Here is a 14,062-nt window from a genome sequence, read left to right as displayed (position 1 = left end):
TCGTTATGATAAAAGCGCCTATCTGGCCGTCACAGGGTGCAAGGCGGGACCACTGCCCATCAGGCGCCCATGGCATCGCGAATAGGAAGAGTGCCGCGCAAGCGGCCTAGCTCTGGGGAGGGGGAAATGAAAGAGAGGCAGACGCGAGATGACGCTCCCCGTGTCGACCAGTCACAGCGCATCGACGCGACGCTAGTTGCGAAGCTCAATCTCGCGGACTTTCAGAATGCGGTCCCGCTGCTGCGCGAGCTCAGTGTCGCGAACGAGGCGGCCGAGGCCATCACCGGCCTCGAGCTTCGTCTCGAATCGGCCCCGGCGTTTCTTAAACCGAAGCTCTGGCGGATTGACGCCGTCACCGCGGGTAGTCGGTATCACGTCACTGACTTGGACGTGGAACTCGATGGGGGGCTACTGTCCCGCCTGACCGAAGCCGAGAAGGCCAAGCTTTCGTTTGTCTTGCGACGCGCAGGTGATATCCCAGACGAACTGGCTCGCCGCGACTGCATCGTCGAACTTCTGCCGCGCAATCAGTGGGGCGGGCTGTGCCATCTGCCGGACCTTGCGGCCGCGTTCGTCCAGCCAAACGAGCCGGCCGTCGAGCGGCTGTTGAAGCAGGCGGCTGAGATCCTCCGTAAAAACGACCGAAATCCAGCACTGGATGGCTACAACGGTGGCCCGAAGCGGGCATGGGAGCTCGCCTCCGGGATCTGGAGCGCAGTCGCGGCGATGGGCCTCGACTATGCATTGCCGCCGGCGAGCTTCGAGCACGCCGGGCAGAAGGTGCGCGGCCCGGCTCAGATCGCGGAGTCCGGGTTGGCGACCTGCCTCGATCTCGCTTTGCTCTTCTGCTCGGCCCTCGAACAGGCGGGCTTGAATCCGCTAGTGGTCTTCACCAGGGGGCATGCCTTCACTGGGGTCTGGCTCAGAGCCGAAGAGTTCTCAACCACGGTGGTCGACGATGTCACGGCACTGCGCAAGCGCGTCAGGCTTAAAGAGCTCGTGTTGTTTGAAACGACCGTCGTCACTCAACGCCCGGCACCGTCGTTTTCCGAAGCCGCTCGGCTCGGGGAACAGCAGATTTCCGAGGAGAAGGAAGAAGCCTTCGAGCTTGCGGTGGATATCCGTCGTGCCCGCCTGCAGCGGATCAAACCGCTCGCAAGCCACGAGGAGCCTGTCGCCGTTACCCCGGTCGAGCCGCCCCTTGTGGTAGAGCTTCCGGTCGAAGATGCCCCGGATCTGCCTGATGAAGACATTACCGTCGAGGCAGATCCGGCCACGCTCGATCCCAAGGATCGACTCGCACGCTGGCAGCGGAAGCTCCTCGATTTGTCGCTGCGTAACAACCTCCTGAACTTCAGGGCGGGAAAGAAGTCGTTGCGACTCGACGCGCCCGATCCAGCTGCACTCGAGGACCTTCTGGCCGGGGGGCAGGCCGTCAAGCTCCTACCCCGGCCGGACCTTATGGACGGTTCGGACCCGCGCAGTCAGGCGATCTATGAGGCGCGCGAGCGCGAGGACCTGCGCCGGGCCCACGCCCTCGACGCGCTGAAGCGACGCGAGGTCTTCGTCGGCCTCCCGCAGGATGAGTTGGACGCCCGCTTGGTCGAGCTGTACCGTTCAGCCCGCAACACCATGCAGGAGGGCGGCGCCAACACACTATTCCTCGCCCTGGGCTTCCTGTCCTGGACGCGCTACGACAAGGCCGGCCAGCGCTACCGCGCGCCGTTGATCCTCGTGCCAGTCACGCTGACCCGCAAGAGCGTCCGTTCGGGCTTCACTTTGACGCTCCATGACGACGAACCCCGGTTCAATCCGACGCTCATCGAGATGCTCCGCCAAGACTTCAGGCTCAATCTCGGCGTCGCCGAGGGCGAGCTCCCGAAGGACGAGGCTGGTCTCGACATCGCCACCATCTGGCGGACGGTCTCGCAGGCGATCAAGAACATCAAGGGCTGGGAGGTTACGGAAGAGGTGGCGCTGGCGATGTTCTCGTTCGCCAAGTACCTGATGTGGAAGGATCTGACCGAGCGTACCGATCAACTGCGCGAAAATCCGGTGGTTCGCCACCTCATCGACACGCCTCGTGAGCAATTTCCTTCTGGCGAGGCATTCCCGAATCCCAGACGACTGGATTATGAATTAGCGCCGCAGCAGACCTTTTGCCCCCTCCCGGCGGACTCCTCACAGCTTTCGGCGGTCATTGCCGCCGCCCGCGGTAAGGACTTCGTCCTGATCGGCCCGCCGGGGACCGGCAAGAGCCAGACGATCTCCAACGTCATCGCGCAGTGTCTGGCCGAGGGCAAGCGTGTACTCTTCGTTTCCGAGAAGATCGCAGCCCTCGATGTGGTGTATCGGCGACTGCGCGAGGTCGGCCTCGGGGAATTCTGTCTCGAGTTGCATTCCAGTAAGGCCCGCAAACTCGATGTGCTAGCCCAACTCCAACGAGCCTGGGAGGCCCGCGGCGAAGTCGATCCCGAAGTCTGGCGCGTAGAGGCGGCGCGGCTGAGCAGGCTGCGTGGCGAGCTCAATGCCTATGTCGAGCGCCTGCATCACCGGCACCGAAACGGCATGACGATCTTCGAAGCAATCGGGCGGGTCGTCGATGGAGCCAATCTGCCCGCCCTGGCTATGTCCTGGGGCACACCGAGCGTGCATGACGTTGCCGCCCTGGAAAACTTGCGCGACGTTGCCGACCGCCTGGAAGTAAACGCCCGGGCGGTCGGGTATGACCGTCTCCTCGACAATCCGCTGGCGCCCATCGCTCAAGGCGACTGGTTACCCAGCTGGCAGCAAGGTCTGATCGATGCGGTACGCGCCGTCGTTCCCGTGGCCGTGGCGGTCGAGCGGACCGCCGGGCGGTTCTTGCAGGCGATCGGGCTTTCGTCCATCGCGCTGGACCGCAGGGCCCGTGGCGCCGTGGCCGTACTCGCTCGTACCCTGCCGAATGCCGCGGGGCGCGACTGGCGCTTCGTATTACGGGCCGATGCGCGCTCGATCGGCGAGCGCTTGCAGGCCGGTGCCGCGCTCCTGGCCCGGCACCGGGCTGCGAGTGACGCCCTCTCGCCGCAATGGCCGGAGGCGGTAGTGGTCGCCAGCCTGCGGGGTTTGCAGCTCCTGCAACAACGCCGGAAGACACTGGCCCAGCTCCCGCAGCCGTGGGCGGGCGACGTGGCTGATGAGCTGCGGAAAGGCATCGGGCTCCTCGAAGAAATGCTCCAGGTAACCAAGCAACTCTCGGTGCAATACGGCGAAGGGGTCGAGTTGCTCAACGTGAGCCAGCTCCAGCGCGAATGGGCCAAGGCGGAGAAGGCGATCTGGCCCCTGTCGTGGCTTGGGAAGCGCCGCATCCGCAAGCAACTGGAAGCCGCCGTCGCCGGTGAGGGAGAGCCCGATGTGGCGAAGGATCTTCGTGCGCTCGTACGGACCCGCTCGCTGCGTGCCGAGGCCGCCGCCCTCGAGATCGGTGCTGCGACAGACGGCGTCTGGGCCGGCCTGCGGACACGTGTGGAGCTCGCCCAATGCGCACTGAGCTTCCAAGGCGCGCTGCATGCCGCACGGCACGAGGAGCCGTGGAACGACAGTGGCTTCGATCCCATCGCCGAAGGGCGCTGTGGCGAGCGCTTGGCCACGGCGCTCGCCCAATTGCGGGAGCTGCGGGCGCTCGATGGCGAGCTGAAAGCGCTGGATCACCTCGGCGCCACCACCAGCGGCCTGTGGGTCGGCCTGCAGACCCGTACGGATCATCTCGCTGCCGCACTTCGTTTCGTTGCCGCCGTCCAGGAGGTTCGTGAATCCGGCCGGTTGTCCGGCGATCACGAGGCGGTGGCTCAGGGCGTTTGCGGCGCAGGCTTGGCGAGCGATCTTCTGCAATTGCACGAGCGCGCCGAACTCGAACGGCAGCTTGCCGACTACGACGACCTGCGAGAGCGCACGGCTGGCCTGTGGAACGGCCTCAAGACCCACATCGACGAGGTCGAACAGGCCCTGAAGTTCCAGAGCGCGATGTCGGCCGCGGTGGCGAGCCTAGCCAGCACACCGGAGCAGACCAGCGCGGTCAAGGCACCGCTCGAGCAGCTTATCGGGGAGGGCAATGCCCTGCTGAATGCCGGCGGGACGATCGCCGAATCCGGAAATGCCTACCTGGAGGCATGGAGCCGCTTACAACCGGCGATCGACCATTTTGCAGCAACCGGATACTTCTCCGACGGCAGCAAGAACGAGTTCGGCGACTTGGCGCTCGACGAGCTCATGGGGCGCTGCGCCGCCATCATCCACGCCGAGCACCGTCTTCACGCCTGGTGCGCGTGGCGCAAGACGCGCGACCAGGCCGTGGCACAGGGGCTGACGTCACTGGTGGCGGGCATCGAGCAGGGCACCGTCTCCGAAGGGAGCGTGCGTCGCGCCTTCGAGACCAACTACAGCCGCTGGTGGCTGAACGCCGTGGTCGACGAAGAGCCCGTGATTCGCAGTTTTGTTTCGGCCGAGCACGAGAAGCGCATCGACGACTTCCGGGCGCTGGACGACCGTTTCACTGCGCTGACGCGGGCCAGCATCCGCGCCGCGCTGTGCGCGGAGCTTCCCACCCAGGAGAGCGTCACACGCAACTCGGAGTGGGGCATCCTGCGCCACGAGATGAGCAAGAAGAAGCGGCACATGCCGCTTCGCGAGCTGCTGTCCCGCATTCCTGACGCGCTGCCCAAGCTCACGCCGTGCCTGCTCATGAGCCCCCTGTCGATCGCGCAGTACCTCGCCACCGATGCCAGCGCCTTCGATGTGGTGGTCTTCGACGAGGCATCGCAGATCCCGGTATGGGATGCGGTGGGTGCGATCGCCCGCGGCAAGCAGGTCGTTATGGTCGGCGACCCGAAGCAGCTGCCGCCAACGAGCTTCTTCGACCGCGCCGAGTCGGATCTGGACGACGAGGATGTGGAAGGGGACCTGGAGAGCATCCTCGACGAGTGCCTGGGTGCTAACCTGCCGACCATGAATCTCGCGTGGCACTACCGTAGCCGCAACGAGAGCCTGATCGCCTTCTCCAACCATCGGTACTACGGCGGTTCGCTCGTCACCTTCCCGTCGCCGGTCACCGAGGACCGAGCGGTGAGTTTTCACCACGTCAACGGCGTGTACGAGAAAGGCGGCGCCCGCATCAACAAGCCGGAGGCCAAGGCGCTGGTCGCCGACCTGGTCGAGCGGATGAAGTCGCCGGGCTTCCGCGCGTCCGGCCTCACCATCGGGGTAGTCACCTTCAATTCTGAGCAGCAGGCGTTGATCGAGGACCTGCTCGACGAGGAGCGCCGCAAGGATCCGTCCATCGAACCCCATTTTGCCGAGACGGCGCTGGAACCTGTGTTCGTGAAGAATCTGGAAAGCGTCCAGGGTGACGAGCGCGACATCATGTACTTCTCCATCACCTACGGCCCCGATCACGCCGGTGCAGTCTCGATGAACTTCGGCCCAATGAATCGCGACGGCGGTGAGCGGCGCCTGAACGTGGCCATTACCCGCGCCCGCCTCGAGTTGCGGGTCTTCTCCAGTCTCAAGGCCGAGCAGATGGATCTTGCTCGCACCCAGGCTGCCGGCGTGCGTGATCTCAAGCACTTCCTAGAGTTTGCCGAGCGAGGTCCACGCGCCCTAGCGGAAGCCTCCAGCGGCAGCCTGGGCGGTTTCGAGAGCCCGTTCGAGGCGGGAGTGGCCGCCGCGCTCTCCCACAAGGGCTGGCAACTGCACACACAGGTCGGGGTTTCCGCCTTCCGCGTCGATCTCGCCGTGGTGCATCCTGAAGCGCCGGGTTCCTACCTTGCCGGGATTGAATGCGACGGTGCCACCTACCATCGCTCAGCCACGGCCCGCGACCGCGACAAGCTCCGCGAGCAAGTTTTGCGAGGCTTGGGCTGGGAAATCCTACGGGTCTGGTCGACCGACTGGTGGATCGATGCCGAGGGCACCCTAAGCAAACTTGATACCCGCCTGCGAGCACTCCTTGAGGCGAGCAGCGCGAAGCGCGCTGCGGAAGCAGAGAGGGTGGAGGCATCACGGCTCGCCGCCGAAGCCGCGATCGCCCGGGCCAAGGAGGAGGCGGATGCGGTACCCGCCTACCTTGAGGAGGCCAACTCGGCGGTAGCGCCTGACCAGGGCGCCACCTCGGACGCCACCACCTGGACGGGGCAACGTGAAGGGGAGATCACCCAGCCTGCGTATGCCAGGAACGTGGCGGCATCGCCACCCGCGGCGTCCGGCGTCTTCGTCGAAGCCGATCCGGCCTCGGTCGTCACGGCCGTCGATCCGGAAGCCTTTTTCGATGCGGCCTATGACACCACGCTGATCAAACTGATCGCCCACGTTGTGACCGTCGAGGGGCCCGTGGTGGACGCCGTCCTCGCCCGCCGCATCGCCCGCGCCCATGGTTGGCAGCGGACCGGTTCGCGGATCCGGGAGCGGATCGAAGCCTTGGCCGCGCCGGCGTATTCCACCACCAAAGAAGACGTTGGCACATTCTACTGGCCGAATGGCGTCGATCCCCTAACGCCCGTCGCGTTCCGGCGATCGGCCGATGCTACACGTGCGATCGACGAGATCTGCATGGAGGAACTCGTCGCGCTTGCGCGTGAGGTGCTGGTCGACAGCAATCCGGGGGGCGACGATATTGTCGCTATGGCGCGCCGGGCCGGCTTGCACGCGCTCAGGGCGCCAAGTCGCGCCCGCTTGGAGCAGGCGATGCAACGGGCGGTCGGCGAACGGCCGATGTAGGAGCACCCCGCTTCCTCCAACCATCGAAGTCGCATCCCTTCGGGAGCCGGAGCCATGGCGAGTCGAGATCGCGCAAGCGATGATACATCGTTGAATCCTTCGCGATCCGTGGGGAATGAAAACGTGGGCGGAGGTCTCGCCTTTCGGCACCGTTTGCGAGAGGAATTCGCGCCGGAGTCCAAGGCTGGACTGTCACCGGTAAACCGCTTCGTGGTTTGTGCGATCGTGCTGAGCGTCGTGCTCGGCGTCGCAAGCACCGAACCCGTGGTGCAACAGCGCTTTGCGGCGGAACTATTGGCGTTCGAGAGCGCGATCGGCATGGTGTTTATCGTCGAGTTCTGCCTGCGCCTGTGGGCGGCCGGCGTCGAGGTGCGCTACGCGGGGTGGCGCGGCACCCTCCGCTACCTCCTGCGCCCATTGGTGTTGATCGACCTGCTGGTGATCGTCACGCTGCTCGCACCCGCCTTCGGCACCGAGCTTGTCGTGCTGCGGCTGCTCCGCTTGCTGCGGCTGCTCGCCTTGGCGAAGTTTGGTCGCTACTCGACGGCACTCCGGAAGTTGGCGCACGCCATTCACAAGCGACGCTACGAGCTCGAGCTCAGCGTAGTGCCCGCGAGCCTGGTTCTGCTGCTCTCGGCCACGGGCATGTTTCTCCTGGAGGGCGACGCCCAACCCGACATGTTCGGCAGCATTCCGCGGGCACTATGGTGGTCCGTCGCCACGCTGACGACCGTCGGCTACGGCGACGTATATCCCATTACCGCCCCCGGCACGCTCCTCGCCGGTCTGACCGCCATGGCCGGAATCGGACTGATGAAACGGGTCTTCCGCAATCCGCTCACCGTCTTCAACCAACCGAAGATCTCCTCGACGCGCTTTCGCTTGCGCTGGCTGACTCGGTAGCCCTCGGTCCGGGTGGTTCGTCCATCGAGGCCGGGTGTCTTCCGATCCTTGATGCGTGCGATGTGCGGTCGCACCTGATGCTCGCGCAAGTACCCGACGAACTCCTTCACGTGGTAGCCCTTGTCGGCGCCGAGTGTCTTGGGGTGAATGTGCCGGCGCCGTGCACGCGTGAGCAGCTGACGTGCGGCACGATGCTCGGCGTGGGTTGATTGCGTGATGAGGATATCGACGCACACCCCGTTGCGATTCTCCATGAGCACATGCCCGCCATAGCTGAGCCCAAGGGTAACCTGCGTTGTGCCTGCAGCGTATGACGGTGCACAGAGCTTCACAAGGCTGATAACAGACATACCTAGGTTACGTAGGGGATCCAGTCTTCAACGGGTAATCCACGTTTCAATCGAAAAGGCGATGATTGGCGTCGAGGAGATGCTGCTGCTGGTGGAGCCAGCGAAGGCGGGGTGCGTTCAACAAGGTGACCGTCCGTTGAGGCCACCGTGCAGTCGCTTGGGCTCAGGCGTGAGAATTGTGACGAGGAGCCCGATCAGGCGAAGGCGGGATGCGCCTGATCGGGCCTCGGTTGCTCAAGTGTTCTGAGGCTTTACCTTCCTAGATTGCCTGCGGCCGCTGCGGGCACCTGCGGTACGAAGGATGGCGGGTCGGGCCGTGCGGGGATTGAGGCCGTCGTTTGCCTGGCGCAGACACGCTTCGGGGTCGAACGCCGGGAGTTGCAGATCCGGGTTCTTCAGTGCTTCCCGGAGAACATGCGACAGCACCGACGCGAAGCCGACTACTTGGCCGCGCAGGGTGCTGAATCGATGATCGGGATGAAGGTCGGGTTTGATGCCGGCCATGTCGAATGTATGGTGCATCCAGCCCATGGCGATCCATCCGAGCCAGGCGCCTGGCGTTGCTGCATCAGGGTGTTGTCGAAGCGTGTCGAGAAAAATTCTGGCGAGCGCTTCTCCTGTAAGGTTGCCGCCGACATAGCCGCCGGTACAGGGGACGTCCCAGAACTTGACTTCGCCGTGTCTGCGACCGATGAAGGGCAGACGGTGAAGAGGTTCTTGGGCTTCGTGATGAAAACGAAGCTGGGGACGAGCAGGACTTGCTGCAGAAGGTGCAGACGGGGAGGTAACCATGACCAGAACTCCTTGTGGCGGTTAAATCCGCTACCCACTTTCCACGGTGGGAGGCGGACCGGTACGAGGGTGGAAACCGGACACAAGGACCCGGCCCAGCCGAGGCTGGCCTCGCACGGCCCGCCATTGGATGCTCAGGTCATGCGACGAGAAAAACCCTCCCGAGAGGGCTTTTCTGCCTTGTGTCAAAACGGGTTTCCACGCCCGGCCGCTATTGTTTCTAGCAGCCAGAAGATCATGCATTCGGTGGGAAGGTAGGTCAACTTGTCTTCGATTGAGTGACTCAGCATACACTCCGACTGGTTACCGCTTTGGAGCCCAAAAGTGTGTTAGGAGAGGTTCCAAGGAGACTTCACGACGACTGAGGGCATCGTCGCCGATGAACAGGAAAGGGACGATTCCGAGGTATGCATTGCTGGAGGTTGGTTACGGCGGTAGCGAAGTCGGCTGCGATCGATGGGGGCAACTTTGGGGGCATCTGGTCAAGGTGTCTCTTCAAAACTCAATATGTTATGTAGCTTTTTTGCAACACTTCGATAGACTTTCGGTCCACCAAAATTCAGCGCCCAACTGTTCTCAGTTGGGCGTTTTCATTTGTGCTTCCCGCATGACTGAGCTACCTAGTATGGGTTCGGTGGGCTAAAGCCTGACGTATGGGGGACGCAGCGTGCGGCTACGTTTTCATCCCCCTCGCGTCTGTAAATGATTTCAGCGTCCTGACGAGCCTGTGGCGTCGATAGTGATTGCAATGATTGCGGCGTTCGCTGCAGTGCAAGCATTGCAATCGTCAGGAGAGCGTGATGGCGACTAATCTTGTCGTTCGTAACATCGACCCTTCGGTCGCGCAGGCTTTGAAAGAGGCGGCGGCGCGGCACGGCCGAAGCGCTGAGGCGGAGCATCGGGAAATCCTGCGGGCAGCGCTTGCCCGACCGGCGCGGCGGACCTTCAAAGACGTTCTGGCCAGCATGCCGGACGTGGATACCGATGAAGACTTCAACCTCAGGCAGGGCTGATGTACCTGCTCGACACCAATATCATCAGCGAGCTGCGAAAAGGCGGGCGTGCCAATCCGGGCGTGACCGCCTTTTTCGCCACCCTGGCCGCGGAGGACATCTATCTGTCGGTGCAGACAATCGGTGAGATTCGCCTGGGCCTAGAGAACATCCGTAACCGCGGTGACCGCGAGCAGGCCGCGCGACTCGAAGCCTGGCTGGATATGGTGGTCGCTGACTATGCAGACCGTATTCTGGGCTTTGACCTCGACTGTGCTCAGCTCTGGGGCCGACTGATCTCACCGAGTCCTCAGCATCCCATCGACAAGCAGATTGCAGCCATTGCCCTCATCTACGACCTAACCGTCGTTACGCGCAACACGGAAGACTTCAAGTCGACCGGGGTGCGGAGCGTGAATCCGTTTAGCCCGCCCTTGGTGACCAGAGAGGGGCGTGGCAGCGTTCCGCTATCCTCGGTGCCGCCAGCTTCTGCATCAGCCTGTTAGCGATCACATTTAGTGTGATCACTCACCAGCAGTCACAGTGACTGCCTGGGGCGGCAGTCTCCCAATGCGGGGCCACCACCTGTCACGGTGCGTGACTTCGCCTGCTCCCTAGCCCCGAGGTCGAGCGACGCACTGATCACCATCGACAACATCACCGACAAGTAGGACAAGGATGGACGCGAGCTTGTCCCCAGCCGATGGGGACAGGGTTGTGGGTGTGCTTGTGGGTAACTCGGTCAAGTCGTTGAGGCCAAGCCTGATTCGAGCGTTGCCCAATTTTTGAGCGGCGCCAGAGGTCGAGTGCCCGTCGAGATCGGCGGTCTCGTGGCCGCAGCTGAGCCCGAGAGCGGTCAGTCGCCGTTTCGCCACGGCAGGGGCGGGGCAACCAATCGCGGTGCCTGGCCGTCGCCGATCGTTCCGAATCGGGCGGCGCCTTGTTCCCACTCAGTCTGTGCCTGCGCGATGTCTGCCTTGCTGAAGCCGACGAAGTTCCACCACATCAGCACTGGCGCCTCGAACGGCTCGCCTCCCAGGAACAACACCCGAGCGCCTGCGGATAGCGCAAGCTGCAGTTCGCTGCGTCCCTTGCCGAGGTAGGCGAGCTCGTCGGCTAGGATGGTTTCGCCGTCGATCGTTGCGTCGCCCACGAGGGGCATCAGGCCGTACTCGAAACCGGGATCCAGTTGGAGCGTGAGTTCGCTCGGGCTGTCGCAGGCGATGTCGATGCCGACCAGCGGGGAGTGGATGCGCGCCGCTGCGGTTCGCTCACCGTAGCGGCCGGCGAGCAGGGTCAGTTCTGCGCTGTCTTCGCGCCAGTGCGGCAGTTCGGCGTAGTGATCGAAGGCGGGCGAGCAATCCTTATGCTCCGGCGGCAGGGCGATCCACAGTTGTGCCGCGTGCAGCTGCTCGCCGTCGTGCAGCGAATCCTCGGTGTGGGCGATGCCATATCCAGCGGTCATCAGATTGACCTGGCCAGGGCGGATGATCTGCTCGTTGCCCAGGCTGTCGCGGTGCAGGACCTCGCCCTCGATCAGCCAGGTGAAGGTCTGCAGGCCGATGTGCGGGTGCGCGCCGACATGCATGCCTTTGCCTGGTTCGAAGTCCACTGGGCCGGCGTGGTCGAGAAAGCACCAGGCGCCGATCATCCGCTGCTGACGATTGGGGAGCGTACGGCGCACGAGCATGCCGTCGCCGAGGTCGGCGCTGCGGGGTTGGATGCGGACGATCGGGTTCATGGTCGGTGTCCTTGAGGCTGGGCTTGCTTAGCGCTGCGGGAGATTCTAGCCGCTAAAGTTCTGCGGGTTCTTTGAGTGACCCTCCTCGCAGGGCGGCCTGCGGCCCACACGGCGCGACGCTTCATGCAATCCAGTCTAGATTGCCGCAGCGCAGCACTTGTTTGCTAACATCGCGCCATGCGCCGCACAAAAGCCACTTTCGTCAGCTATTACGCCTACCGCTCATCACGGCGGTAGGGTCGCGCGCGCCCCAGTCCGCCCGAGGCGGACTGGTTGAGCTGATTGGCGGTCTCCTCGGGCATTTTTGGCCCCTCTTTTCCAGGAGACTGCAATGCCCCACGAGCTTTCCGACATCTTCCACACGCTGGAAGTGCGCGGATTCATTCACCAATGTACGGACCCCGACGGCCTGCGCAAGACGCTGGCGGAAGGTGTGCGAAGCGCCTACATCGGTTTCGATGCCACCGCCGACAGCCTGCACGTTGGCCACCTCCAGGGCCTGATGCTCATGCGCTGGCTGCAGCGTGCAGGGCATCGGCCGATACTGCTCGTCGGTGGTGCCACGACCCGGATCGGTGACCCGAGCTTTCGCGACGCGAGTCGTCCCATGCTCGATGAGGCGACCATTGCGGCGAACATCCGCGGTATCAGCAGTACCTTCGCGCGCTATCTCGATGTGAGTGAGGGCCCGCACGGCGCTATCGTTGTCAATAACGCGGACTGGCTCGACGGGCTGGGCTACCTCGAGTTCCTTGGCCGGGTGGGGCGCCATTTCAGCGTCAATCGGTTGTTGAGCTTCGATGCCGTGAGAGCACGCCTCGAGCACTCGCTGAGCTTTCAGGAGTTCGGCTACACCTTGCTCCAGGCCTTCGATTTCACCGAGCTGGCCGAGCGCCACGATTGCACCTTGCAGATCGGAGGCGCTGACCAATGGGCGAACATCATCAACGGCGTGGAGTTGTCGCGGCGCCAGGGCGGACGCCTGCTCTACGGCTTGACGATGCCGCTGTTGGTCACTGCCGACGGGCGGAAGATGGGAAAGTCCGCCGGGGGCGCGGTCTGGCTCAATCCAGACCGTCTGGCTCCGTTCGACTTCTGGCAGTTCTGGCGCAACGTGGATGACCGGGATGTGGCGCGCTTCCTCGCGCTATTCACGGAGCTCCCGATGGATGAGGTTCGAAGCCTGGGGAGCCTGCAGGGCGCGGAGCTCAATGAGGCGAAGATCCTTCTCGCTTCCGAAGTGACGCGGCTCGCACACGGTGACGCAGCCGCCAAGGCGGCGGTGAGGACGGCGACGGGCGTATTCGGCGGCGGCGAAAGTGACGAGGGCTTGGCGACGCTTCGCATCGAACTCGGCCGCGTCAGGGACGGCGTGACGCTTGCAGAGCTGGCGGTGCAGGGCGGACTGACCTCATCCCGGAGTTCCGCGCGGCGCCTGGCCGTTGGCGGCGGCCTGCGCCTGAATGGTGAGCAGGTCGGGGAGGCGGATATCACCTTGCCTGTTGAGGGGCGGGAGTGGCGCCTGTCGGTGGGGCGCAAGCAGCATCTGCGAATTGTCGTGAGCAGCTGACAAGGGCAGGGCGGGGCCGAAGCCTTCGTTTCGGACCCGCCGCCAACCGGCAATGGTCCGTCCTCGACGTCCACGCCCCGGCCGCCGCACTTCATCCGTGTGGTGATGGCGTCGTCCTCCGCGTCGTTTCCGCCAATGCATGTCGCCCATGGGCTGGAGACCCTGTGGTGAGCACGCGCCGTGGGAGCTCCGTGACGCGGTTGCCTGCCCGGTCTCGGTGAGGGGTTCATCGTGGCGTGGATCTTTTCCCCAGCCGGTGGGGACAGGGGTGTGGGCGAGTCTGTGGATAAGGGGCGCGGCCCCTTGTTCTCCGTGAGGTTCCGGGGAGCGCCTCATATTTAGGCAGTGCGAGGCCGCAGGGTGCCTTTGGCTGGCAACAGCTAATTGAAACCTGAGCTCAGTGAATAATAGTTGAGCTGATAAATATTTCTGAGCTGACGTTCGAGAACGTCAGCTCGGGACTTAGTTATCCATCATTCCCGTCGAGCTACGAGACCCTCGCCACCTGGCGCGTCGCCCAGCTCAACTTTCATTTAACAGTCCAGCAGCATGTCTGCCGCCGGGCGGCAGCGCATCAGCCACGGCGCGCTCGGCAGCAGGCAGCGTTCTGCGCTGCCTAAAATTTAAGCAAAAACCCGGCATCGTTGAATAACTTTTGAGCTGTGCTCATCGATTTTCAATAAGACTTGAGCTGCCATCCCTCTTCGCACTCCGTGTCATGAACTGAATCGCCCCGGGTTTCCTAGACACCCTTTTGCCTCACAATGAGGCGTTACGGAGGTGTCGATGGAAACGAAGAAGGCGCAGCAGCGCTTCACCGAAGAGTTCAAGATCGAAGCGGTCAAGCAGGTGACCGACCGGGGACATCCGGTCGCTGAGGTGGCTGTCACCGACCGGCACATTAGAGCCAGTTGATGATCGGCACAATGGAGCCACCGCGTGATCGGCACATTGAGGCCAGTCC

The 14,062-nt window shown here is 63.6% G+C and carries 7 protein-coding genes and 2 pseudogenes; 6 read left to right on the top strand and 3 right to left on the bottom strand.

Going from position 1 to position 14,062, the window contains the following annotated elements; genetic code table 11:
- Positions 1 to 126 precede the first annotated feature (126 nt).
- Both C664_RS17400 and C664_RS17395 read left to right on the top strand, forming a co-directional pair.
- Entirely contained in the window at positions 127 to 6,750 is a 6,624-nt protein-coding gene (locus C664_RS17400; RefSeq protein ID WP_004291404.1) for a DUF3320 domain-containing protein, read from the top strand.
- A gap of 54 nt (positions 6,751 to 6,804) precedes the next feature.
- A complete protein-coding gene (locus C664_RS17395; protein ID WP_157354230.1) occupies positions 6,805 to 7,653 on the top strand; it encodes a potassium channel family protein in 849 nt (282 codons plus the stop codon).
- On the opposite strand, the pseudogene C664_RS20445 reads toward C664_RS17395, so the two are convergent.
- Positions 7,563 to 7,931: pseudogene (locus C664_RS20445) on the bottom strand (transposase); the annotation flags it as partial. The gene C664_RS17395 and the pseudogene C664_RS20445 overlap by 91 nt on opposite strands.
- Before the next feature lie 306 nt (positions 7,932 to 8,237).
- The gene (locus C664_RS20730; RefSeq protein ID WP_004291401.1) at positions 8,238 to 8,795 is read right to left on the bottom strand and encodes a hypothetical protein; all 558 of its coding nucleotides are present in this window, start codon (positions 8,793 to 8,795) and stop codon (positions 8,238 to 8,240) included.
- A gap of 800 nt (positions 8,796 to 9,595) precedes the next feature.
- Here C664_RS20730 and C664_RS17385 point away from each other — a divergent pair.
- Positions 9,596 to 9,808: a FitA-like ribbon-helix-helix domain-containing protein gene (locus C664_RS17385; RefSeq protein WP_004291400.1), complete on the top strand. Its 213-nt coding sequence runs from the start codon at positions 9,596 to 9,598 to the stop codon at positions 9,806 to 9,808.
- On the top strand, positions 9,808 to 10,293 hold the full coding sequence (locus tag C664_RS17380) for a type II toxin-antitoxin system VapC family toxin (protein ID WP_004291399.1): 486 nt from the start codon (positions 9,808 to 9,810) through the stop codon (positions 10,291 to 10,293). Before C664_RS17385 ends, C664_RS17380 begins: the two co-directional genes overlap by 1 nt.
- Before the next feature lie 350 nt (positions 10,294 to 10,643).
- On the opposite strand, the gene C664_RS17375 is transcribed toward C664_RS17380, so the two are convergent.
- Positions 10,644 to 11,528: a pirin family protein gene (locus tag C664_RS17375; RefSeq protein WP_004291398.1), complete on the bottom strand. Its 885-nt coding sequence runs from the start codon at positions 11,526 to 11,528 to the stop codon at positions 10,644 to 10,646.
- A gap of 331 nt (positions 11,529 to 11,859) precedes the next feature.
- Between C664_RS17375 and tyrS the strand changes: the two genes are divergently transcribed.
- Positions 11,860 to 13,098, top strand: coding sequence for a tyrosine--tRNA ligase (gene tyrS, locus C664_RS17370; protein WP_004291397.1), 1,239 nt, complete (start codon positions 11,860 to 11,862; stop codon positions 13,096 to 13,098).
- A gap of 786 nt (positions 13,099 to 13,884) precedes the next feature.
- A pseudogene (locus tag C664_RS20725) lies at positions 13,885 to 13,983 on the top strand (transposase); the annotation flags it as partial.
- Positions 13,984 to 14,062 lie beyond the last annotated feature (79 nt).

Origin of the sequence: Thauera sp. 63 (assembly GCF_000310165.2) — a bacterium.
GTDB classification, from domain to species: Bacteria; Pseudomonadota; Gammaproteobacteria; order Burkholderiales; family Rhodocyclaceae; genus Thauera; species Thauera humireducens.
This window is presented reverse-complemented; position numbering and strand designations above follow the sequence as displayed.

Excerpts from the sequence above, each read along its gene's own strand:
- C664_RS17400 (WP_004291404.1), top strand. The coding sequence starts at position 127 with ATGAAAGAGAGGCAGACGCGAGATGACGCTCCCCGTGTCGACCAGTCA.
- C664_RS17395 (WP_157354230.1), top strand. The coding sequence starts at position 6,805 with ATGGCGAGTCGAGATCGCGCAAGCGATGATACATCGTTGAATCCTTCG.
- C664_RS20730 (WP_004291401.1), bottom strand. The coding sequence starts at position 8,795 with ATGGTTACCTCCCCGTCTGCACCTTCTGCAGCAAGTCCTGCTCGTCCC.
- C664_RS17385 (WP_004291400.1), top strand. The coding sequence starts at position 9,596 with ATGGCGACTAATCTTGTCGTTCGTAACATCGACCCTTCGGTCGCGCAG.
- C664_RS17380 (WP_004291399.1), top strand. The coding sequence starts at position 9,808 with ATGTACCTGCTCGACACCAATATCATCAGCGAGCTGCGAAAAGGCGGG.
- C664_RS17375 (WP_004291398.1), bottom strand. The coding sequence starts at position 11,528 with ATGAACCCGATCGTCCGCATCCAACCCCGCAGCGCCGACCTCGGCGAC.
- tyrS (WP_004291397.1), top strand. The coding sequence starts at position 11,860 with ATGCCCCACGAGCTTTCCGACATCTTCCACACGCTGGAAGTGCGCGGA.